Origin of the sequence: Xanthomonas sp. CPBF 426, assembly GCF_903989465.1 — a bacterium.
In the GTDB taxonomy this organism is placed as follows: domain Bacteria; phylum Pseudomonadota; class Gammaproteobacteria; order Xanthomonadales; family Xanthomonadaceae; genus Xanthomonas; species Xanthomonas euroxanthea.
Genome location: NZ_LR861805.1, coordinates 226,826 through 248,922, shown reverse-complemented (window position 1 = coordinate 248,922; position 22,097 = coordinate 226,826). Strand labels below are relative to the sequence as shown.

Sequence of the window (22,097 nt, the reverse complement as noted above, 5' to 3'; positions counted from 1 at the left end):
GTGAGGAAGTAGTCGAAAGGCGTTAAACGTCCCTCGGCAGGCGCCATCGCGCTGCAACATCGGCCCCGGCACATGGCCGCTGCCGCATGCAACGACCACGCGGATCAGCGGATCAGCGGATCTGGCTGCTCGCGGCGCCCGGCGGCCAGTCCGCCGGCGGTTGCGCGGCAAGGCCTTGACGCTGCAGGCGCGCGCGCAACGCCGGCACTTCGCCCTGCGTCAGGATCGCATCCAGTGCGGCGACCTGCGCATCGACCGAGGGTGCGCTGCGCTGCAGTTGCTGCTGCAGCCACTGCAGCTCCCGCGTCCGCGCCTGCCAGCGGGTGGCGTCGGCGCCGCTGCTCAGTGCGGCCATGCCCTTGGTGCCGATCACGGCCGTGGTCAGGGTGGACTCGTCGTTGGCCACGTTGTTCAGCACGACCATGCACTCGTCGCGTAACGCGGGCGTGGTGGCACCGGGGTTGCAGCGCCGCATCAGATCGCCGAGCGCGGGGAGTGCATGTGCAGACCAGGTACCCATCACGAACATCGCCGCCATGCCGGCGCCCGTGGACGGAAACCCCTGGGCGTCGAGTCGCTCGCGCAAGCTGACCGAGGCCAGCGATGGCCATTGCACGCCGTCGTAGACGGCATAAAGGGCCTGGCCCAGCTCCAGCACACCGCTGTCGAAATGATCGGACTGCACGGCCGCCTGCCAGGCGCGTTCGGCGGCCGCCTGGTCGCCGCGGCGCTGTGCAGCCGCATAGGCGCGCAGATGCACGGCGGCATTGCCGGCATCGGTCTGCTCCAGGAACGCCCGCGCGGCGCCTGGGTCGCAGCGCAATCCGGGGGCACAACCGACCGCTTCCATCCGCGCCACCAACCGGTCGCGCGGCCGCGCGTCCAGGGCACGCTGCAGCCAGGCGCGCTGGATGGGTGCATAGCCTCCGTCTGCGGCCGACACTGCCTCGTCCTCGGCATCGATCCACAGCAGACCGGCCAGATACAGCTGCCTGGGCTCGCCGCTGGCCGCCATGCTGCGCAGGCGTGCCTGCATGGTCTGGCCGACCTGGCTCACCCAGTGAGTCATCAGCGGATCATCCGCCGGAACCGGTGGGGTGGCGGGCGATGCCGCCAGAGCGGACTGCGCCGCGAAGACGCCGCCAAGCCATAGCAGCGCCGTGGTGATCAAGCGATATCCGTGCATGTGTTGCTCCTGTCCGTGTGGCGCGCGCAATGGTGCGCGCCAGCATTTCACACGGGGTGAGCCGCATCAAGCGGCCAGGCGCGCCAACAGCCAGGCCCATGCCGGCAGGGTCAGCAGCGACAGCAGGATGCTGTAGCCGACCATCGCCGCGGCCAGGCGCGGCGCCAGCCGGTGCGAGATGGCCAGCGCGGCGGCGGTGATCATGGTGGGCATGGCCGATTCGAGCACGTTGGTCTGCAGCATCGCGCCATGCAGGCCGAGCGCCCAGGACAGCGGCAATGCCAGCACCGGCATCACGGCCAGCTTGAAGACCAGGCCGACGGCCAGCGGCTTGAGCTCGTCCGCAGGCAGGCGCAACTGCAGCGAGAAGCCCACCGCCAGCATCACCAGCGGCAGCATCGCGTCGGCCAGGCTCTTCAAGCCCGAGCCGATCCAGGCCGGCGGCTGTTCCGGCATCACCGTCAGCGCGAACAGCAACGCCCACAGCGGCGGAAACCGCAGCACGCGCACCAGGATCAGCTTCGCAGTCGGCGGCGTGTCGCCGCTGTAGCGGGCCAGCACGTACAGCCCGAACGTGGACAGCAGCACGAAGGTGCCGAACTGGTCGTAGACCACCGCATACGGCAGGGCGTGATCGCCGATCAAGGCGCGCACCATCGGAAAGCCGATGAAGCTGGAATTGGTGAACACCACGCACATCAGCAGCGCGGCGTATTCCTCGCGCTTGAACCGCAACAGCCGGCTGCAGCCCCACAGCAGCGGCACGATGAGTGCGGTCAGCAGCCACGGCGTGGCGATCACGCCACCGAGCGAGGCATCCAGATGCAGACGCGGCACATAGGTCAGCACCGAAGCCGGCAGGCAGATGTACAACACGATGCGATTGAGCACATCGGCGCTGTTGTCCGGCAACACCCGCAGGCGCGCGAACAGCAGGCCGAGCCCCAGCATCGCCAGAATCAACGCAAATGCATCCACCGCCATGGCGTGGTCAGGTCCGTGGGAAAGCGACGCTCAGGATCGCATAGTGGACGTGTTGCGCCTGGATCGATGCCGGGCTGGATTGGCGACCAGCCAAATCGGCAAGCACGCCGACGCGTCGCGCAGATCGCTCGATCAACTCCTGGTGACGGATATGCCGAGTCTTGCGGTTACCCGGTTCCGCCAAACGCTGGGCGTTCGAGAGGCGCGCTGCCTCACCGCTCGCGGGACACGCCGTAGAGCCATCCGGGGAGGCTCGGTGACGGCATCCTTGCCGCCACACGGTCCCGCAACCGGCGAGGGCACCGCAACAGACAGTTGGTCGGTTGTTTGAAAAGCTGGTCCGCTGCTCTGGCTTTCTTGCGGAACGAGCGGACACGTCCTTGCCCGAGCAGGACACCGCTCCTGCTCGTAACCGTGTGCACCGACCATCTCGACTGGTCCTTGCCCGCCCACCGTCGCGGGACCTTACGCGGCATGGATGCCGCGTAAGAGCCTACATGGACGTACTTGCGGCGTGTCCCGCGATGGTGGGCGGGCAAGGGCCCTGCAGCAAAGCCGCAGATCAACCGCTCTACGATTGAGCCATCGCACGGACGACTGCCTCAAAAGACCGACCCTCTCGACTGGTCCTTGCCCGCTCACCGTCGCGGGACCTTACGCGGCATGGATGCCGCGTAAGAGCCTACATGGACGTACTTGCGGCGTGTCCTGCGATGGTGGGCGGGCAAGGGCCCTGCAGCCAAGTCGCAGCCCATCCGCTCTACAGCTGACCTACCCGCACAGGCCAGTCGCAAGTCGCGTTGGCCTGCTATTGACGGCCGCAAAGCCACGTAAGCGCTGATGCACCGCGGCGCGCTGCAAGGGCTTTCCGCAGCACCCCGCCGAGTTACGGAAATGCCGGCGGGTTCGCCTGCCATGCGGCAAAGACCTCGGCCAGCGTGGCGCGTTCGGCCTCGCGCCAGTCCGGCAGCAGGGTGGCGTAGCCGGCGGTGCTGCTCCAGCGATCCGGCCAGGTGCGCACGGCGGCGGCATACCACTCGACCGCTTCCTGCTTGCGCCCGGTGCGCCATAGCGCCAGCGCCGCGGTGGTCGGCAACCAGGCCGGCGCGGCCGGGCGGCCGTTGGCCAGGGTGGCCCACTGCTGCAGGGCCTTGTCGGCCCGGTCGGCGCGCAACAGATCCCAGCCGTAGTTCCAGGTGATGGCGCGGTACTGCTGGCTGCCACTGGAGACCAGCCCCAGGGCGCCCTGATAGAGCTCGTCGCCCAACTGCGTGCGTCCCCCCGCATAGGCCAGCGACGCCAGCTGCGCGCGCGGTTCGGCAGCGCGGGCGTCACGCTGCACCATCGCCGCCAAACGGTCGATCACTGCATCGCCCTGCCCCTGCACGGCCACCACCGCCTTGGTGGTGCCGCGATCTTCGTCGAAATAGAACTCCTTGGGCTTGGGCAGGTTCTGCGCCTGCGCCATCGACCACACGCCCCCGAGCAAGGCCAACATCGCGGCCCATGCGTATTTCCTTTTCACTGGCTTTATCCCCTGACAGCAAACGACCCTTCCCGTTCCCATCGTAACCGCAGCGCGGCGGCTGCGCATCCGCATGCAACGGGCGCGTGAAGGGCGACTGCTACACTTTGGGCCGCCGTTTTGGAATCCGTCGGGCGTGTCATCCGGTTTCAGATGACACGCGCCGGGTCCCAGCCACCCTTTCCGGGCACGCCATGACCAGTACCGCTGCACTCTCTTCTCCCGACGCTGCCAACACGCCGGAGCTCGGCCAGGTCGATGCGGATTACACGCTGGAGCACAAGTACACGCGCGCCGACGGGCGCATCTACTTGTCCGGCGTGCAGGCACTGGTACGGCTGCCGTTGATGCAACGCCTGCGCGATGATGCCGCCGGCCTTGCCACTGCCGGCTTTGTCAGCGGCTATCGCGGCAGCCCGCTGGGCGGCTTCGATCTGGAACTGTGGCGTGCGCGCAAGCATCTGGACGCGGCCAGGGTGACCTTCACCCCTGGCCTCAACGAAGACCTGGCCGCCACCATGGTCTGGGGCACCCAGCAGACCAACCTGTTCCCCGGCGCCAAGGTGCAGGGCGTCTACGGCATGTGGTACGGCAAGGGCCCGGGCGTGGATCGCAGCGGCGATGTGTTCAAGCACGGCAACGCCGCCGGTACCTCGCCGCATGGCGGCGTGCTGGCACTGGCCGCCGACGACCATGCCTGCCGCAGCTCGACCCTGCCGCACGGCTCGGAAGAGGAATTCGTCAGCGCGATGATGCCGATCCTCAACCCGGCCGGGGTGCAGGACATCCTGGACATGGGCCTGCTCGGCTGGGCGATGAGCCGCTATACCGGGCGCTGGGTCGGCTTCAAGACCATCGCCGAGACGGTGGAATCTTCCGCCTCGGTGGACGTGGATCCGTTCGCACGCAGCATCGTGCTGCCGGAGGACTTCGCGCTGCCGCCGGGTGGCTTGAGCATTCGCTGGCCGGACCCGCCGGTGGACCAGGAAATGCGCCTGCATCGCTATGCGATCGCCGCCGCACAGGCCTTCGCACGCGCCAACCGGATCGACAAAGTGGTGCTGGATTCGCCGCATGCGCGGCTGGGCATCGTCACCACCGGCAAGAGCTATCTGGACGTGCTGCAGGCGCTGGAATACCTGGGCCTGGATGCGCAGGCCTGCGCGCAGATCGGCATCCGGGTGTACAAGGTCGGCATGACCTGGCCGCTGGAGCCGGTGGGCATCAGCGCGTTTGCGCGCGGGCTCGACGACATCGTGGTGGTGGAGGAGAAGAAGGCCTTCATCGAGCGCCAGATGAAGGAGCTGTTCTACAACTGGCCGGCCAGCGCCGGTGCGCGGCCGAGCATCGTCGGCAAGTACGACGAGCAGGGCGAATGGATCCTGCCCTCCACTGGCGAGCTGACCCCGGCCACGATCGCGGCAGTGATCGGCAAGCGCATCCAGCGCTTTGCGCTGCCGTCCAGCGCGATGACCGAGTCGATCGAACAACGGCTGCGCTGGATGGAGACCAAGGAAGCCGAAATGGCCTTGCCGCGTGCGCTGTTCCCGCGCGTGCCGCATTACTGCTCCGGTTGCCCGCACAACACCTCCACCGCGGTGCCGGAAGGCGCGCGTGCGCTGGGCGGGATCGGTTGCCATTACATGGTGACCTGGATGAACCGCTCCACCGACACCTTCACCCATATGGGCGGCGAAGGCGTCACCTGGTCGGGGCAGGCACCGTTCACCGAGACGCCGCACGTGTTCCAGAACCTGGGCGACGGCACCTATTTCCACAGCGGCTCGCTGGCGATCCGGCAGTCGGTGGCCACCGGCGTCAACATCACCTACAAGATCCTCTACAACGATGCGGTGGCGATGACCGGCGGCCAGCCGGTGGACGGCACGCTCACCGTGCCGGACATCGCGCACCAGCTGCGCGCCGAAGGCATCCACGCGATCATCGTGGTCAGCGACGACATCGGCAAATGGACGCGCCGGCGCGAGCGCTTCCCCAGCGACGTGGCGTTTCACGACCGCAGCGAGCTGGATGCGGTGCAGCAGCATCTGCGCACGATCAAGGGCGTGTCGATCCTGATCTACGACCAGACCTGCGCCACCGAAAAACGCCGCCGCCGCAAGCGGGGCAAGCTGATCGACCCGCCCAAGCGCGTGATGATCAATTCGCTGGTGTGCGAGGGCTGCGGCGATTGCGGCGAAAAGAGTTTCTGCGTGTCGGTCTTGCCCAAGGACACCGAATTCGGCCGCAAGCGGCAGATCGACCAATCCAACTGCAACAAGGATTATTCCTGCGTGTCGGGCTTTTGCCCGAGCTTTGTCACCGTGCATGGCGGCACGCCGCGCAAGGGCAAGCAGCGCGATGCCAGCGCATTGCTGGACAACCTGCCCGCGCCGCCGCAACGCACCACGCTGGAACAGCCCTGGAACATCCTGATCACCGGCGTCGGCGGCACCGGCGTGGTGACCATCGGTGCGCTGCTCGGCATGGCCGGGCATCTGGAAGGCAAGGGTGCCACGGTGCTGGACCAGACCGGGCTGGCGCAGAAGGGCGGCGCGGTGACCACGCATATCCGCATCGCGCGCCGGCCGGCCGATATCCACGCGGTGCGCATCGCCGCCGGCGAAGCGGACCTGGTGCTGGGCTGCGACATGGTGGTGGTCAACGATTACTGGGCCCTGTCCAAGGTGCGCGACGGCCGCACACAGGTGGTGCTCAACACCTACGAAGCGATGCCGGGCAACTTCACCACCCAGCCGGATCTGCAGTTCCCCGCCGCCGAGATCATCGCCGGCGTGCGCACCGCCCTGGGCGGCCAGGAACCGCTGTTGCTGGACGCCACGCAACTGGCGACTGCGCTGCTGGGCGATGCGATCGCCAGCAACCTGTTCGTGCTCGGCTATGCCTGGCAGCACGGGCTGGTGCCGCTGTCGCATGCGGCCTTGATGCGCGCGATCGCGCTCAATGGCGCGGCGGTGGCGATGAACCAGCAGGCGTTTGCGTGGGGGCGACTGGCGGCGGTGGATCTGCCGGCGGTGCAACGCGCTGCCGGCCTGACCACGGCTGAAACGTCTGTGCACCTGCACGGCGACACGCCGGCCGCGCGTGCGCCCGGCAGCTGGGAAGACCACGATCTCGGCGGACAGAGCGCGCCGCGTGCATTGGCGCGGACCGATGGCAGCACGCTGCATGGCGAGGTCGATGCGCCGGTGCATCCGCTCGACGATGAGCAGCTGGCGCAGTCCTTGGACGAGGCGATTACGCGGCGCATCGCGTTCCTGACCGACTATCAAGACGCTGCCTACGCGCAGCGCTATCTCGCGCTGGTGGAGCGCGTGCGTGCGCAAGAGGCCCAACGCGCGCCCGGCAGCACGGCCTTGACCGAAGCTGTAGCGCGCTATGCCTTCAAGCTGATGGCCTACAAGGACGAATACGAAGTGGCGCGCCTGTACACGCGTGGCGACTTCCAGCGCCGGCTGCAGCAGCAGTTCGAAGGCGACTACACGCTGCGCTTCCACCTGGCACCGCCGCTGTTGGCCAGGAAGGATGCGCACGGCCATGCGATCAAGCGCGAATACGGGCCGTGGATGTTCACTGCGTTCAAGCTGTTGGCGCGGCTGAGATTCCTGCGCGGCGGCAAGCTCGATGTGTTCGGCTACAGCGCCGAACGGCGTGGCGAGCGTCAGCTGATTGCCGATTACGTGGCGACAGTGGACACGCTGCTGGAACGGCTGGATGCCGACAACGTCGGCCTGGCCGCGCAGATCGCCAGCATTCCGGAACACATCCGAGGCTATGGGCATATCAAGCACGCGCACCTGGAAGACGCCAAGGCACGCCAAGCGGCGCTGCTGGCGCAGTGGCGCAATCCCAAGGCCTTGCATGTGGTGCAGGCGGCCTAGACGACAGGGCGGCCAGGTCCGCGTTGCAGCGCTGGAACCTTGCGCGCGGATCGGCTGACGCTTGCCGGCAGTGCAGTAGCGACAGGCTCCTGTGGTGGGGCTGGGAGATCGCGCCGGCGCCGCTGCTTCACAGCATCGCGTTTATGCACGGCAGCGGTCAGCACCTACCGGGTCGATGCGCTGTCGGTGCACCGCTCGGCATCATCGTCCTGCCGAGCGCCAGCGGTCATGCACACGCAGGGCAGCGCCCGTCATTCGAAATGCCGGCCACGCATCAGACGGACCGCGCCACGCACCGTGCCCAGGTCGACCACGTCGCCGCGCTGGGTGACCCGTACCACGTCCTCGCGGGCCAGATCGGCAGCAACGGCACGTACCTGCGGCATCAGCGCACGCCAGCGGTTCTCGTCCTCGCTGAGCGCGCGGGCGACTTCAGACGGGCAGATCGACTGCTGCGGCAGCCGGCGCGCCAGCAGCGCACGCATGGTTGCGGCGATCTGCCCGTCATCAATTCCTTGCACGCCAGGCGCGCGGGATCAGAGCGGGCGCAACACGCGCAGGCCGAACCAGTCCTTGGCATCGTTCCAGCCGTGGGTGACCTTCAGCCCGGCGGCAGCGGCGAGTTCGGCAAAGCGCGCGTCGGTGTACTTGTAGCTGTATTCGACCTGCATCGCCTCGCCTTCGGCAAATTCGAATGCCTTGCCGCCCACCTGCACGCGCTGGGCGCGCTGGCTGATCAGGAAGGTCTCGATGCGGCCGCGTTCGCGCGCATACACCGCGTGGTGGCGGAAGCCGTCCAGATCGAAGTCGCTGCCGATCTCGCGGTTGAGCCGCGCCAGCAGATTCAGGGTGAACTCGGCAGTGACGCCGGCCGCATCGTTGTAGGCGGCCTCGATCAGTCCGGCATCCTTGTCCAGGTCGATGCCGATCAGCGCGCAGCCGTCGCTGCCCATGGTCTGGCGCATCGCATCCAGCAACTCGATGGCGGCAGCGTCGGTGAAATTGCCCAGCGTGGAACCGGGGAAGAACACCAGATGCCGGCGCGCCGGGCGCTGCGCCTGCGGCAGCTGCAGCGGCTTGGTGAAGTCGGTGCACACCGGCAGCATCTGGATCTGCGGAAACTGCTGCGCCAGCCGCGCGGTGCTGTCGAGCAAGGCGGTGCGCGAGATTTCCAGCGGCGTGTAGGCCACTACATCGCGCAGCCCCTGCAGCAGCAACTCGGTCTTGCGCCCGCTGCCGCTGCCGTATTCGACCACGTGCACGCCGGCGCCGATGGCCTGGGCGATCGAGGCCATGCTGGCCTCCAGCAACGCCAATTCGGTGCCGGTGAGGTAATACTCCGGCTGCCGGGTGATCGCCTCGAACAACTGCGAGCCGCGTGCATCGTAGAAATACTTCGACGGCAGCGTCTTGGGCGTTTGCGACAGGCCGGCCAGCGCGTCGGCGGTGATGTCGTCCGGTTGCGGGCGCAGGTCGGTCAGCGCGGCGTGCGCGCGTTGCATGGCGTGGGCGGCGGCGTTCAAGGCAGATCCTTGGCAAGGCGCACGCCGGCAAACTGCCAACGCGCATCGGAGGGAAAGAAGTTGCGGTAACTGGCGCGGACATGGCTGGCCGGGGTGGCACAGCTGCCACCGCGCAGCACCCATTGCGCATTCATGAACTTGCCGTTGTATTCGCCCAGCGACCCGGGCCACGGCGCAAAGCCGGGATACGGCAGGTAGGCGCTGCCGGTCCATTCCCAGACATCGCCGAACAACTGCTGCAGGCCGGTATCCACCGTGTCGGCGCCGCGCGGATGCAGGGCATCGGTATCGACGAAGTTGCCCTGCACCGCCACACCGGTGGCGGCCTGTTCCCACTCGGCCTCGGTGGGCAGGCGCGCGCCGGCCCAGCGCGCGAAGGCGTCAGCCTCGAACAGGCTCAGGTGGCATACCGGCGCGTGCGCATCGCGCGGGCGCCAGCCATCCAGGGTGAACTCGCGCCCGTCCGCATCCCAATACAGCGGATGTTGCCAGCCCTGCGCCTGCACCATCGCCCAGCCATCGCTGAGCCAGGCACCGGCACTGCGGTAGCCACCGGCGTCGATGAACGCCTGGAACTCGGCGTTGCTGACCACCCGATGCGCCAACGCATGCGCGCCGACCAACACGCGGTGACGCGGCGACTCGTTGTCGTAGGCGAAGGCATCGGCCTGCGGCCATGCGGCCGCACCGATCTCCACGATCTGTTCGTCGCGCGCCTGCCAGCGCAGCGTGCTGGCGACGGCAGCAGGCGGGGCCGGCGCATCGCGATACGCCGGCTGCAGCGGGTTGCTCCACAGCGCATGCTTGATATCGGTCAACAGCAATTCCTGGTGCTGCTGCTCGTGCTGGATGCCGAGTTGCACGATGGTGCAGGCCTGCGCATCCAACGTCCCATCACCCAGGCGCTGCTGCATCTGCGTATCGACTGCGGCCCGGTAGTCGCGCACCTGCTGCAACGACGGCCGCGACAACACCCCGCGGCGCGCGCGCGCATGCATCGGGCCCACGCTCTGGTAGTAGCTGTTGAACAGGAAATCCCAGGCCGGGTCGAACACGCGGTAGGCCGGATCGGCCTGCAGCACGAAGCGTTCGAAAAACCAGGTGGTATGCGCCAGATGCCACTTGCTGGGGCTGGCGTCGGGCATGCTCTGCACCATTGCGTCTTCAGCGCTCAAGGGTGCGGCGAGGCGATCGCTCAGCGCGCGGGTCTGCGCGTAGAGTTCCAGCAGCGTCAACTGCCGTTGCTGGTGGTGGCCCAGCAGAGGTGAGAGTGCAGACATCGCCATATGCTTGAGGACCGCACGTGAACGCGCCGTGTCGGCAGCGTGGCAGCCAGCGGTAAGCTGTTGCCATGTCCTCAATTTCTTTGTCCAGCCTGCTCCCCACGCCCGTCACATGGGAACATCGCCAGCAGGCATTTGCGTTGCCTGGCGACATCATCTATCTGGACGCCGCCTCGCGCGGCCCGCTGCTGCGCGCGGTGCACACCGTTGCGCATCAGGCGGTGGATGCACTGGCCACGCCGTGGCGGCTGCCGTTCGATGCCTGGCTGCAGGACATCGAGCGTTTGCGTGCGCTCGCTGCCGGCCTGTTCGACGCCGATGCCGACGGCGTGGCGATGCTGCCCTCGGCCGCACACGGCCTGGCGACCGCCGCGCGCAATCTGCCGTTGCAACGCGGCGAGGCGGTGTTGCTGCTGGACGGCCAGTTCCCTTCCAACCTGCTGATCTGGCAACGCCGCTGTGCCGAGGTCGGTGCACATATCGTGGCGGTGTCCACGGCCGGTGGCGATGGCCTGACCGAGGCGGTGCTGCAGGCCATTGCCGACACCGCGGCGCTGCGCATCGTGACGTTGCCGCATGCGTACTGGCTGGATGGACGACAGCTCGATCTGGACCGCATCAGCGCCGCGGTACACGCACGCGGCGCGGCGCTGGTGCTGGACCTGAGCCAGAGCCTGGGCGTGCTGCCCACCGAGCTGCCGCGCTGGCGGCCGGATTTTGTGGTCAGCGTCGGCCACAAGTGGCTGCTCGGGCCGATGGGACTGGCCTGGCTGTGGGTGGCCCCGCCATGGCGTGCGCGGGGCGTGCCGATCGAGGAGCACTGGATCGGCCGCGATGCCGGCAGCAGCTGGGAATTCCCGGTCGCCCAGGCGCCGTCCTATCGCGGCGGCGCGCGCCGGTTCGATGCCGGCGGGGTTGCCGATCCGTTGCGGATTGCGATGGCGACGGCGGCATTGCAGCAGGTCGCTGCCTGGCGCCCGGCGCACATCGGGCAGGCGCTGGGCGCGCTCACCGCGCAGTGGGATGCGGCCCTGCAGGCACGCGGGCTGGGCAGCTGGTGCACGCCCGCGCACGCGCCGCATCTGACCGCCCTGCAGCCGCCGACACACCGGCTGGAGGCCGTGGCAACAATATTTGGCGAACGCGGGGCGATCTGCACGCGGCGGCATGGACGTCTACGTATCGCACCGCACCTGAGTGTCACCGGTGATGCGCTCTCAGCCCTGATCGCAGCGCTGCCAGAGCCATGACGCAGCGCCCGTAGGAGCGGACCCGGCCGCGACGGGGCGTAACCGAAAGATGGCATCATCCCGGTAACGCCTGACAACGCTCGATAAGGCCCCGTCGCGGCCGGGTCCGCTCCTACGTGGTCAGGCGCGTTGGCTGAGGAGCAAGCCACGCGGCGTGACCCAGCGCTCCAGGCCTTCGAACACCGCCTGCACGACCAGCGCGAGTACCGCTGCGGGAATCGCGCCTTCCAGGATCAGGCCGATGTCGTCCAGGCGGATGCCGGTGAGGATCGGTTGGCCGTAGCCGCCTGCGCCGATCAAGGCGCCCAGCGTGGCGGTGCCCACGTTGATCACCGCCGCGGTCTGGATGCCGGCCACGATGGTGCGACGCGCCAGCGGCAGCTCCACCCGCCACAGGCGCGTCCACGCCGGCAGCCCGATCGCCTGGGCGGTCTGGCGCAGCTCACGCGGGATGGCGGTCAGCCCGGCATGCGTGTTGCGCACGATCGGCAGCAGGCTGTAGAGAAACAATGCGGCAATCGCCGGTTTGGCGCCGATGCCGAACAGCGGAATCATGAAGACGAACACCGCCAGCGACGGCAGCGTCTGCAGCACGCCAGTCAGGGAGAGCACCACCTGCCCGAGCCGTGGCCGCCGCGCCGCCAGCACGCCCAGCGGCAACGCGATCAGCAAGGCAAACCCCAACGAGATGCCGACCAGGGCCAGATGCTCGCGCGTATGCCGCAGCAGGCGGGTGATGCGCGAATCGGCTGCGGATGCGGGCGCCACGCCCAGCCATTGCGCCGCCACGGCCGCCTCGGACTGACGCTCCAGCTTCACCTGTGCGTTGAGCCGCTGCATGGTCGCCTCGTCGATGCGCCCCTGCAGCCCCTGCAATGCCGTGAGCATCGCCGGTGAGCGCTGCGCCAGGTCCTTGCGATACAGGAACACCGCCTGGTAATCGGGAAAATAGTGGCGGTCGTCGCGCAGCACCTGCAACCGGTAATACGGAATTTCCGCATCGGTGCTGTACAGATCGGTGACCTCGATCGCCCCGCTCTGCAGCGCGCGATAGGCCAGATCGTGATCCAGCCCGGTCGCCGTCTGCGGCAGTGCATAGGCGGCGCGTACGCCCGGCCAGCCGTCGGCGCGCTGCATGAATTCGTTGCTCAGGCCGATCGTGAGCGATGGATGCCGCGCCAGATCCGACATCGAGGCGATGCCGAGCGCCTGCGCACGTTCAACGCGCATGCCGAAGGCATAGGTGTTCTGGAAGCCGAGCGAATCGGTCATCGCCAGCCCGCGCGCGTCCAGTGCGGCGCGCAGTTCGGCCTGGCTGGCCTTGGGCAGCTGCAGCAGTTCCTGCGCCAGCGTGCCGGTGTATTCGGCGTAGGCATCGATCTGCCCGGTCTCCAGCGCGCGCCACAGGATGCGCGTGCCACCGAGTTGCGCGCGGTGTTGCACGTCCACCCCATCGCGCTGCCCGGCGGCGGTGGCGATCTCGCCCAGCAGCACGGCCTCGGTGAAGTTCTTCGAGCCGATCGTCACCTGCGCGGCCTGCGCACCGACGCTTCCGACCAGCAATGCAATGGCGAGCAGCACGCGCGCGCTCATGCGGCGTCGCCGATGCTGCGCTGCGCAGTGAGAAAGCGCTGCACGAACGGATCGGCCGGCTGTTCCAGCAGGCTGCGCGCACTGCCCTGCTGCACCACCTGGCCGGCGCGCATCAGTACCAGGGTGTCGGCCAGGTAGGCCGCTTCGGCAACATCGTGGGTCACCAGCACCACGGTCTTGCCGAGCTGGGCGAACAGCGCGCGCATCTGCGCCTGCAGGTCGTAACGCACGATCGGGTCGAGCGCGCCCAGCGGCTCGTCCAGCAGCAAGGCCGGTGGATCCAGCATCAGCGCACGGATCAATCCCACCCGCTGGCGTTGACCACCGGAGAGCTCGGCCGGATAACGCGCCAGCAGCTCCGGCGGCAACTGGCATAGCGCGCACAAGGTGTGCAGGCGTTGGTCGATGCGCTGCCGGGTCCAGCCCAGCGTCTGCGCCAGCAACACCACATTGCTGCGTGCATCCAGATGCGGAAACAGCCCGCCTTCCTGGATCACATAACCGATGCGCTGGCGCTGCGCCTGCAGGCTGGCGCGTTGCAGCGGCGCACCATCGAAGGCGACCGTGCCGCTGTCCGGCCATTCCAGCCCGACCAGCATCCGCAGCACCGTGGACTTGCCGGCGCCGCTGGGGCCGATCAAGGCGGTGGTGATGCCGCTGGCGAACTGCAGGGAGACGGTGTCGAGGGCAACGGCCTGGCCGTAGCGACGGCTGACCTGGTCGAGAGTGAACATGCGCTCGAGCTTGCCGAACGCCGCGTCAGACGCGCGCGAAGGTGCGCATCAGCGCGGCGGCGCCAGCAATTCGCGTGCGCTCAGGTAGCCGTCGCCGTTGGCGTCCTGCCGCGCAAAACGCTCGATCAGCGTGGCGCGATGCGCGGCGCGGGTGATCGGCTTGCCGCGTCGGCCAGGCAGTTCATCGCCCTGTAACACGCCGTCGTGGTCCAGGTCGCGCTGATCAAAGGCGTAGCTCATCCACGCCAGGTATTCATCGCGGCCGACGCGGCCATCGCCATCGGTATCCATGCGCTGCAGATACTGCTGGCTGTCCTGCACCTGGGCCTGCACGAACACGGCCGGCCCGCACACACCACAGGCCATCAGCAGGCTACGCATGACCAGACCACGCGCTCCGCGCGCACGCACATCAGCCCGCGTGCCGCCATGCTCACGACCCACTCAGCGCATAACCCTTCAGCCGCGCCGCATAGGCCTGCAAGGCGGCATTGCCGCTGGCTTCGGCCTCGTGGCACCACTGCTGCAGATGCTTGAGGCGTTCGGACGCATCGTGGCTGCGCGCCTCCAGCACGGCGGTCAGGCGCGCGCGGTACTCCACCAGCGTGCGCATGCGCGGGCGCTCGGCCACCCAGTGCTGCAATTGCGCACGCGCATCGGGCTTGAGCCAACGCCCGTCATCGACCAGGCCCTTGCGCAGGCGCCGCGGCAGCAATTGCCGCAGCTTGGCGCCGGTGGCCGCGGCCTCTTCGCGCAGCGCCGGGGTGAATACATTGCGCTGGTAGTCGGTCATGGCCTGGAAGCGATGCGAGAGCAAGGCCTTGAGCGTGTCGGCATCGGGCACGGCGATGTTGGGGCGGATGTCCAGCGACGGCGCCACGCGCAGCACCTTGGCCAGGCCGATCGCCTGCAGCCCGCGAATGGCGACCCAGCCGATATCCAGCTCCCAGCGCCGCATCGAGAACCGCGCCGAACTCGGGAACGCATGATGGTTGTTGTGCAGCTCTTCGCCACCGATCCACAGCGCCCACGGCGTGAGGTTGGTGGAGGTGTCGGCCGATTCGAAATTGCGATAGCCCCACCAGTGGCCCAGGCCGTTGACCACGCCGGCGGCCCAGAACGGAATCCACGCCATCTGGATCGCCCACAGCGCGATGCCGGGCAAACCGAACAGGACCGCGTTGATCACCAGCAGCGCGATCGGGCCGGCATTGGCATGCGGGGTGTACAGATGCCGCTCGATCCAGTCGGTGGGCGCGCCCTTGCCGTACTGCTCGATGTCGGCACGCTGCGCGCGCGCTTCGCGGTACAGCTCCACGCCACGCCAGAACACCTGGCCAATGCCCTTGGTCTGCGGGCTGTGCGGGTCTTCCTCGGTCTCGACCTTGGCGTGATGCTTGCGATGGATCGCCACCCATTCGCGGGTGATCATCGAGGTGGTCAGCCAGGTCCAGAAGCGGAAGAAGTGCGCCACCACCGGATGGAAATCCACACCGCGATGGGCCTGGCTGCGATGCAGGTACAGGGTCACCGCGAAGATGGTGAGCTGGGTGAACACCAGCAGCACCGCCAGCATGCCCCACATGCCCAGCCCGGCCACGCCGGAGGTCAGAACGTCGATGATCGGGTCGGACAACATCGGCATCTCCACAGCGGCGCCATCGGGTTGGGTCGATGCAGACATGATGGGGGCGATGGCGGCAAACTTCACCCTTCGGATGCGTAGGGTGCGCCCTACATTCCTAAAGCGGTTCACACGCCTCCTTTCCCCACTGCGCCTGATGTCACCCGTATGACGGTTACCGCCCAGATGTCCACCGATCCTGCTGCTGTTGCGAACGCCACCCCGTTGATCGAGCTCGACCAGGCCAGCGTGATGCGCGGCCAGGTGCGTGTGCTGCATGCGCTCAGCCTGCGCATCGCGCTGGGGCAGCACACCGCCATCCTCGGCCCCAATGGCTGCGGCAAATCCTCCTTCATCAAGCTGATCACCCGCGAGCTGTATCCGCTGGTGCGCGCCGATGGCCAGGCGGCGGTGAAGGTGCTTGGGCAGACGCGTTGGCAGGTGGATCGCCTGCGCTCGCAGCTGGGCATCGTCACCGGCGATCTCAGCGTCAACCTGGCCGACATGCCGGGGCTGGATGTGGAGAGCGCGGTGCTGTCCGGTTTCTTCGCCAGCTATGTGGTGCCGCCGCATCGCGAGATCAGCGACGCCATGCGCGCGCGGGCACGTGAGGCATTGGCCCTGGCGCGCGCCCTGCCGTTGCTGGACCGGCAGTTCGCCGAACTGTCGGCCGGCGAAACCCGCCGCGTGCTGATCGCGCGCGCACTGGTCAACCGCCCGCAGGCGCTGCTGCTGGACGAGCCGTCCACCGGCCTGGACCTGGTGGCGCGCCAGCACCTGCTCGACACCATGCGCCACCTGGCCCGGCAAGGCATCACGCTGATCCTGGTGACCCATCACATCGAGGAAATCGTGCCGGAGATCGCGCGGGTGATCCTGTTGCGGGCCGGCACCGTGGTGGCCGACGGTCCGCGCGATGCGCTGCTCACCGATGCCAGCCTGTCGGATGTGTTCGCCGGCCCGGTGCACGTGCACCGCGATGGCGAACGCTATTGGGCGACGGTCGGGGAATAAGCGCGAGGCCAATGCGGCGGTCAGCATGACGGCGTTGTCGGAGGCAGGCGCCAACCACGCTCCGGCCCACGTCAACACGATTGCCTGCTCACGGCCGCCCTGGCGGCATGCAGGCCTGAGCGGCACGTGTGGGATATCTGCCCGGTGGCAACCACACCTGACCGCCCTCCCGGCATGACCTTGGACACGGGACGCGGCCGCGGCGGCTGCGCTTAGACTCGGCGCACGCACAGATCAGGAGTCGTTCCGATGGCCCAGTGGTATTTCCATGTTCCCGGACAGGCCGATCGCATCGGCCCACTCGACGACGCCAGCGCCCGCGCGCATGCCCAACGCCAGCCCGACGCGCTGGCCTGGCGCGACGGACTCGATGGCTGGACGCCGGCCCGCCAGCTGGCCGAGCTGCAGGGCGGCGGCAGCCTGCCGCCCCCGCTGACCGGCGCGGCCGCGCGTGCCGACGAGATCGACTACCGCATCGTCGGCAACGACATGCAGTTCGTCGAGGTCGAGCTGGATCCGGGTGAAAGCGCCATCGCCGAGGCCGGCGCGCTGATGTACAAGGACGCCGCGGTGCAGATGGACACCGTGTTCGGCGACGGCTCGCATGCCGGCCAGAGCGGCGGCGGCGGGCTGATGGGCAAGCTGCTGTCGGCGGGCAAGCGCGTGGTCACCGGCGAGAGCATGTTCACCACGGTGTTCACCCATGCCGGCAGCGGCAAGGCCAGGGTCGCATTCGCCGCGCCCTATCCGGGCACGGTGCTGGCGCTGCGCCTGTCCGAGCATGGCGGGCAACTGATCTGCCAGAAGGACAGCTTCCTGGCCGGTGCGCGCGGGGTGTCGTTGGGCATCGCGTTTCAACGCAAGATCCTCACCGGCCTGTTCGGCGGCGAGGGCTTCATCATGCAGAAGCTCGAAGGCGATGGCTGGGTCTTCGTGCATGCCGGCGGCACCGTGGTCGAACGCGAGCTCGGCCCCGGCGAACGCATCGATGTGGATACCGGCTGCGTGGTCGCCTATCACGCCGGCGTGGACATGGACGTGCGCCGCGTCGCCGGCCTGAAGAGCATGTTCTTTGGCGGCGAAGGCGTGTTCCTGGCCACCCTCACCGGCCCCGGCAAGGTCTGGCTGCAATCGCTGCCGTTCTCGCGCATGGCCGGGCGCATGCTGCAGGCCGCCCCGCAGGCCGGCGGCCAGCAACGCGGCGAAGGCTCGGTGCTGGGCGGCCTGGGCCGGTTGCTGGATGGGGACAACCGGTTCTGATGGGGTGAGGCGGCAGGCGGGTGTACTGGCACCCTTCTCCCGCCGGGAGAAGGTGGCGCGTAGCGCCGGATGAGGGAACGGACGAAGCCTGCTGCGGTCGCATTCCCATGTGGCCTCGTTCCGTACCCTCACCCCCCGCCACGCGCTTGCGGCGCGGGCGCTCCAAGGCACGCGCGCCATGGCGCGCAAGCAGTGCCTTCTCGCCCCCCCGGGAGAGGGCTCTGGTTCCGTGCTGCGTGCAGGTGGCTGCGGTCATCGCACGAATAAACCGGCGCGCCCTTCTTGCCGGGACCAGGGAGTGCAACGCCTGCAAACGATGCCGTTCTGAATACTCTCCACGCACGCCAACCATCAGCGCCACAGTGATGGCACGCGTGTATTCTCCCTCGCCTTTCCCATCGACATTTCCGCCATGACCGCGCTCCGCCGCCCCCGCCTTCTCGCCCTGATGTCCTTGCTCGGCCTGCTTTGCGCCTGCGGCGGCGAGCCGCGTCCGGCGGCACCGGCGCCGGTCGTGCAGGCGCCGTCTGCCGGCGCGCCCAAGCCGGTGAAGATCGGCATTGCGCTCGGCGGCGGCGCTGCCAAGGGCTTTGCGCATATCGGCGTGATCAAGATGCTCGAGGCCAACGGCTTTGCGCCGGTGGTGGTGTCGGGCACCAGCGCCGGCAGCGTCGTCGGGGCGCTGTATGCCAGCGGCATGGATGCGTTCCAGATGCAGGAAAAAGCCGTTGCCCTCGACCAGACCAGCATCCGCGATGTGCGGATCTTTTCCGGCGGCCTGGTGCAGGGCCAGAAGCTGCAGGACTACGTCAATGCGCAACTGGGCGGCAAGCCGATCGACAAGTTGCGCAAGCCGTTCGCTGCGGTCGCCACGCGCCTGGAAGACGGCGAACGCACCGTGTTCGTGCGCGGCAATGCCGGCCAGGCGGTGCGCGCGTCCAGCAGCATTCCCGGCGTGTTCGAGCCGGTGACCATCGGCCAATACCACTATGTGGACGGCGGCGTGGTCAGCCCGGTACCGGTGGATGCCGCGCGCCAGCTCGGCGCCGAATTCGTGGTGGCGGTGGACATCTCCAGCAAGGCCAGCGGCAAGAATCCCGGCGACCTGCTCGGCACCGTCAACCAGTCGATCTCGATCATGGGCCAGCGCCTGGGCGAGGCCGAACTCAAGCGTGCCGACGTGGTGATCCGCCCCAAGGTCAGCGACATCGGCTCGGCCGATTTCAACCAGCGTGGTGCGGCCATCCTGGAAGGCGAACGGGCCGCGATGGCGGCAATGCCGCAGATCCGCGCCAGGATCGCGCAGTTGCAGGCGCAGCGCAGCAGCGCCACGCGTACTGCCGCCGAGCAGGCTGCCGCCGCCAAGGCGGACGCGTATCGGCGCTGCCTGGCAGAGCGCTCGCGCTGGCAGAAACTGCGCGGCAAGGACGAGGCCTGCGTCGCGCCGTGAGGCCGATGCAGTGCGAGGAAATGCGGAGGTGATGCGGGTACCGCGCACGGCCATGCGGAGCGACGCGGGTGTGGCGTGCCTGTTTGCGATGCGCGCTTTTAACGCCGATGCGTGGGGCGACTGCGGTATTGCTGCTGTGTCGATGTGCCGGGCGGGGTCGCGGCCGGGGCCGCTCCTACGAAGGTGCGGCGTTTTGGGGGACTGACGGCATGCCGGTGGGTCGCGGCCGGGGCCGCTCCTACGAAGGTGCGGCGTTTTGGGGGACTGACGGCGTGCCGGGTGGGTCGCGGCCGGGGCCGCTCCTACGGTGACGTCGGGTGCGGCGGCCAACGGCTCGGCCAGGGCCGCTCGTGTAGGAGCGGCCCTGGCCGCGATGCCTTACCGGTAACGCATCCGCATCATCGGCAACGGCAACGGCTCAATAGCGCCAACGCAACGACACGCTGACAAAGCGCGGCTCGCCGTAGTTCTGGTAATCCAGGTTGGCCCAGTAGCGCTTGTCGAAGGCATTGCGTACCGCCAACGTGGCGGTCCATTGATCGCTGATGCGGTAGTTGGCATTGAAGTGCACCAGTGCATACGCGTTCTGCACCACCGTCACCGGCGTGGTGGCGCCGGTGCCGTCGCCGGTGGGACGCGCGATGTTGAAGCCGCGTACCGCGCTCTGCCAGCTGACGCCGCCGCCGATGCTCAGGCGCTCCCAGGCACCGGGCAGGCGCAGCTGCGTGGACAGCTGCAGATAATCCTCGGGCAGGTTGGCGTAGATCGCATCGGTGGGCGGGCGCGTCACCTTGACATGGGTAAAGCCGGCATTGACGGTCCAGCCGGGCAGGATCTCGCCGTTGACATCCATTTCCCAGCCACGGCTCTTGGTGCCGTTGATGCCGATGTAGGCCGAATTGCCGTCCGGCAGCGAGGATTCAGGCTGGGTCATGTCGCGCACGGCGAAGTTGTCCTGCTTGGCCTCGAACACGGCGGCGGTGGCCATCGCATGGCCGTCGAACACCTGCGCCTTGATGCCGGCCTCCAGGTTGGAGCCTTCCACCGGGGCGAGCAGGTTGTTGTCCTTGTCGCGGAAGTTCTGCGGATTGAAGATTTCGGTATAGCTGGCGTAGAGCGACACGTCCGGCACGATGTCATAGACCAGCCCCACGTACGGGGTGACTTCGTCGCTCACCTCGTAGCGGCCGCTGGTGCCGGTGTAAGCGCCGCTGGTGCTGAAGGCCTGGGTGCGGGTTTCCCAGGAGCTCAGACGGGCGCCGGCGATCAGCGACAGCGGGTCGGCCAGGCGGAAGCGTGTGGAGGCATACACGCCGCGCTGGGTGGTACGTGCTTCGCTGCGGCGGCCGTTGCGCGCATAGGTCACTTCGGAGATATCGCCATCCCAGTTGCGGATGTTGGGGATGAAATAGCAACGTTCGCCATCGCAGGTGGCCCAGTCATCGGGATAGGTCTGCGCGACGCCGTAGGAGGTCGACTGCAGATCCTGCCAGCTGCCGCCGACCACCACATCGTGCTGGCGGCCGAACAAGGAGAAACCGCCAGACAGGTACACGTCCACGCCGTCGCGCGCATCGCTGGTTTCGCCGGCGGCAGTGCGCAGGAAGATGCCGCTTCCATCGGCGGCCGGATAGCCGGTGCCATAGGCGCGCAGGCTCTGCACATCGCCCTTGGTGTGCGCGTAGTTGACGCGCAGCAACCAGTTCTCGCCGAAGCGCTGCTCGAGGTTGGCGAAGGCGGTGCTGGTTTCGCGCTGCCAGCGGCTCCACGTGGGCGCCATGTTGGTCGAACGCGGCAGGTTGGCCGGCGACCCATCGGCAGCGAAGAACGGCACCGTGCCCCAGGTCGAGCCGACGGGGGTGTTGTCCTGGCGCTGATAGCCGACGGTGAGCGTGGTGCTGTCGGTCAGGTCGCCTTCCAGCACCGCCATGCCCGACATCTTGTTGTCGTGGTAACGGTCGTAGTAATAGTCGCGGTCCTGCCAGGCCGCCACCACGCGGCTGCGCCAGCGTCCGTCGTCGGTCAGCGGCGCATTGACGTCGGCCTGCATGCGGCGGAAATCCCAGGTGCCCGCGCTCACCGCGAACGAGGCATCGAAGTCCTTGCCCGGGCGCTTGCGCAGCAGGTTGACCGTGGCCGAGGGAATGCCGGCGCCGGTGAGCAGGCCATTGGCGCCGCGGATCACCTCGATGCGGTCATAGAAGACCGTGTCGTATTCCTGGTTGGTCGCGCCGCTGTAGGTGGGCAGGCCATCGACCTGGAAGTCGGTGATCTGGAAGCCGCGTGCGTAATACAGCGGGCGCTGGGTGTCGTAGAACGACACGTTGACGCCGGTGACGTTGCGCATCACATCGTCGATGCTGAACAGCGATTGCTCTTCCAGCCGCTGCAGCCCGATCACGCTCACCGATTGCGGGGTTTCCTGCAGGGTCAGCGGCAGGCGCGTGGTGGTGGCCGGCTGTGCGCGGCTCACCGCGCCGTTGACGTTGACCTGGTCCAGCGTCTTGGCGTTGCTTGCATCGGCGGCATCGGCGGCACGCGCAGCACAGGGCGTCAGCGCCAACGCGCACAGCAAGGCAGCGGACAACGTGGCCAAAGGGGGGGAAATCGCGGGCATTGGAAGGTTTCTCATCGATCGGTACGGGACGCGTGGCGTCACGGGGCAGGAAAGCGCAGGCATGCGCGGCGCGTCCCACTCGGGCGACGAGCTGGCTGGCCCTGCCGGGCTGGCGGATCGACGAGAAGACATGCCGGACGCCGCCGGATGTT

Annotated in this window: 16 protein-coding genes; 5 read left to right on the top strand and 11 right to left on the bottom strand. The window is 68.0% G+C overall.

Going from position 1 to position 22,097, the window contains the following annotated elements:
- Positions 1-112: 112 nt before the first annotated feature.
- The 3 genes from H7A87_RS00995 to H7A87_RS00985 all read right to left on the bottom strand — a co-directional run bounded on the left by H7A87_RS00995 (position 113) and on the right by H7A87_RS00985 (position 3,695).
- On the bottom strand, positions 113-1,186 hold the full coding sequence (locus H7A87_RS00995) for a hypothetical protein (RefSeq protein WP_119129270.1): 1,074 nt from the start codon (positions 1,184-1,186) through the stop codon (positions 113-115).
- A gap of 66 nt (positions 1,187-1,252) precedes the next feature.
- Positions 1,253-2,170, bottom strand: a complete 918-nt coding sequence (locus H7A87_RS00990) for an AEC family transporter (RefSeq protein WP_119129269.1) — start codon at positions 2,168-2,170, stop codon at positions 1,253-1,255.
- A gap of 886 nt (positions 2,171-3,056) precedes the next feature.
- A complete protein-coding gene (locus H7A87_RS00985) occupies positions 3,057-3,695 on the bottom strand; it encodes a tetratricopeptide repeat protein (protein WP_119127309.1) in 639 nt (212 codons plus the stop codon).
- 194 nt (positions 3,696-3,889) lie between these two features.
- Between H7A87_RS00985 and H7A87_RS00980 the strand changes: the two genes are divergently transcribed.
- The gene (locus H7A87_RS00980; protein ID WP_119127307.1) at positions 3,890-7,597 is read left to right on the top strand and encodes an indolepyruvate ferredoxin oxidoreductase family protein; all 3,708 of its coding nucleotides are present in this window, start codon (positions 3,890-3,892) and stop codon (positions 7,595-7,597) included.
- Between the two features lie 251 nt (positions 7,598-7,848).
- Here the strand turns inward: H7A87_RS00980 and H7A87_RS00975 are convergent, their stop codons facing one another.
- The 3 genes from H7A87_RS00975 to egtB are packed head-to-tail and all read right to left on the bottom strand — an operon-like array spanning position 7,849 to position 10,406.
- A complete protein-coding gene (locus H7A87_RS00975) occupies positions 7,849-8,118 on the bottom strand; it encodes a DUF3253 domain-containing protein (RefSeq protein WP_119127305.1) in 270 nt (89 codons plus the stop codon).
- A gap of 15 nt (positions 8,119-8,133) precedes the next feature.
- The gene (gene egtD / locus H7A87_RS00970) at positions 8,134-9,120 is read right to left on the bottom strand and encodes an L-histidine N(alpha)-methyltransferase (protein WP_119127303.1); all 987 of its coding nucleotides are present in this window, start codon (positions 9,118-9,120) and stop codon (positions 8,134-8,136) included.
- Positions 9,117-10,406: an ergothioneine biosynthesis protein EgtB gene (gene egtB / locus H7A87_RS00965; protein WP_180496847.1), complete on the bottom strand. Its 1,290-nt coding sequence runs from the start codon at positions 10,404-10,406 to the stop codon at positions 9,117-9,119. The genes egtD and egtB overlap by 4 nt, the downstream gene beginning before the upstream one ends.
- A 65-nt stretch (positions 10,407-10,471) precedes the next feature.
- On the opposite strand from egtB, the gene H7A87_RS00960 reads away from it, so the two are divergent.
- Positions 10,472-11,653 carry an aminotransferase class V-fold PLP-dependent enzyme gene (locus H7A87_RS00960; protein WP_119127301.1) on the top strand — a complete coding sequence of 394 codons (1,182 nt, stop codon included), beginning with the start codon at positions 10,472-10,474 and terminating at the stop codon, positions 11,651-11,653.
- A gap of 120 nt (positions 11,654-11,773) precedes the next feature.
- On the opposite strand, the gene H7A87_RS00955 is transcribed toward H7A87_RS00960, so the two are convergent.
- Genes H7A87_RS00955 through H7A87_RS00940 form a run of 4 tightly spaced genes read right to left on the bottom strand, consistent with a single transcriptional unit; the run spans position 11,774 to position 15,619 of the window.
- Complete coding sequence (locus H7A87_RS00955; RefSeq protein ID WP_119127299.1) at positions 11,774-13,246, bottom strand: glycine betaine ABC transporter substrate-binding protein; 1,473 nt, start codon at positions 13,244-13,246, stop codon at positions 11,774-11,776.
- Complete coding sequence (locus tag H7A87_RS00950; protein ID WP_115675611.1) at positions 13,243-13,980, bottom strand: ATP-binding cassette domain-containing protein; 738 nt, start codon at positions 13,978-13,980, stop codon at positions 13,243-13,245. Before H7A87_RS00950 ends, H7A87_RS00955 begins: the two co-directional genes overlap by 4 nt.
- Before the next feature lie 48 nt (positions 13,981-14,028).
- Complete coding sequence (locus H7A87_RS00945; RefSeq protein WP_180496846.1) at positions 14,029-14,424, bottom strand: calcium-dependent protein kinase 21; 396 nt, start codon at positions 14,422-14,424, stop codon at positions 14,029-14,031.
- Complete coding sequence (locus tag H7A87_RS00940) at positions 14,414-15,619, bottom strand: fatty acid desaturase (RefSeq protein ID WP_119127959.1); 1,206 nt, start codon at positions 15,617-15,619, stop codon at positions 14,414-14,416. Before H7A87_RS00940 ends, H7A87_RS00945 begins: the two co-directional genes overlap by 11 nt.
- Positions 15,620-15,772: 153 nt before the next feature.
- Between H7A87_RS00940 and H7A87_RS00935 the strand changes: the two genes are divergently transcribed.
- The 3 genes from H7A87_RS00935 (at position 15,773) to H7A87_RS00925 (ending at position 19,328) form a co-directional block, all read left to right on the top strand.
- Entirely contained in the window at positions 15,773-16,618 is an 846-nt protein-coding gene (locus H7A87_RS00935; protein WP_119127295.1) for an ATP-binding cassette domain-containing protein, read from the top strand.
- Between the two features lie 249 nt (positions 16,619-16,867).
- Positions 16,868-17,878 (top strand): TIGR00266 family protein, encoded by a 1,011-nt coding sequence (locus tag H7A87_RS00930; RefSeq protein WP_119127293.1) that lies wholly within the window; start codon positions 16,868-16,870, stop codon positions 17,876-17,878.
- Positions 17,879-18,290: 412 nt separating this feature from the next.
- Positions 18,291-19,328 (top strand): patatin-like phospholipase family protein, encoded by a 1,038-nt coding sequence (locus H7A87_RS00925; protein WP_104585789.1) that lies wholly within the window; start codon positions 18,291-18,293, stop codon positions 19,326-19,328.
- A 418-nt stretch (positions 19,329-19,746) separates the two neighbouring features.
- Here H7A87_RS00925 and H7A87_RS00920 read toward each other — a convergent pair whose 3' ends face one another.
- Positions 19,747-21,945 carry a TonB-dependent siderophore receptor gene (locus tag H7A87_RS00920; protein WP_104585791.1) on the bottom strand — a complete coding sequence of 733 codons (2,199 nt, stop codon included), beginning with the start codon at positions 21,943-21,945 and terminating at the stop codon, positions 19,747-19,749.
- Positions 21,946-22,097: the final 152 nt, after the last annotated feature.

Coding starts and splice junctions, on each gene's coding strand:
- H7A87_RS00995 (WP_119129270.1), bottom strand. CDS start 1,186: ATGCACGGATATCGCTTGATCACCACGGCGCTGCTATGGCTTGGCGGC.
- H7A87_RS00990 (WP_119129269.1), bottom strand. CDS start 2,170: ATGGCGGTGGATGCATTTGCGTTGATTCTGGCGATGCTGGGGCTCGGC.
- H7A87_RS00980 (WP_119127307.1), top strand. CDS start 3,890: ATGACCAGTACCGCTGCACTCTCTTCTCCCGACGCTGCCAACACGCCG.
- egtB (WP_180496847.1), bottom strand. CDS start 10,406: ATGGCGATGTCTGCACTCTCACCTCTGCTGGGCCACCACCAGCAACGG.
- H7A87_RS00960 (WP_119127301.1), top strand. CDS start 10,472: ATGTCCTCAATTTCTTTGTCCAGCCTGCTCCCCACGCCCGTCACATGG.
- H7A87_RS00955 (WP_119127299.1), bottom strand. CDS start 13,246: ATGAGCGCGCGCGTGCTGCTCGCCATTGCATTGCTGGTCGGAAGCGTC.
- H7A87_RS00950 (WP_115675611.1), bottom strand. CDS start 13,980: ATGTTCACTCTCGACCAGGTCAGCCGTCGCTACGGCCAGGCCGTTGCC.
- H7A87_RS00940 (WP_119127959.1), bottom strand. CDS start 15,619: ATGTTGTCCGACCCGATCATCGACGTTCTGACCTCCGGCGTGGCCGGG.
- H7A87_RS00935 (WP_119127295.1), top strand. CDS start 15,773: ATGACGGTTACCGCCCAGATGTCCACCGATCCTGCTGCTGTTGCGAAC.
- H7A87_RS00930 (WP_119127293.1), top strand. CDS start 16,868: ATGGCCCAGTGGTATTTCCATGTTCCCGGACAGGCCGATCGCATCGGC.
- H7A87_RS00925 (WP_104585789.1), top strand. CDS start 18,291: ATGACCGCGCTCCGCCGCCCCCGCCTTCTCGCCCTGATGTCCTTGCTC.
- H7A87_RS00920 (WP_104585791.1), bottom strand. CDS start 21,945: ATGCCCGCGATTTCCCCCCCTTTGGCCACGTTGTCCGCTGCCTTGCTG.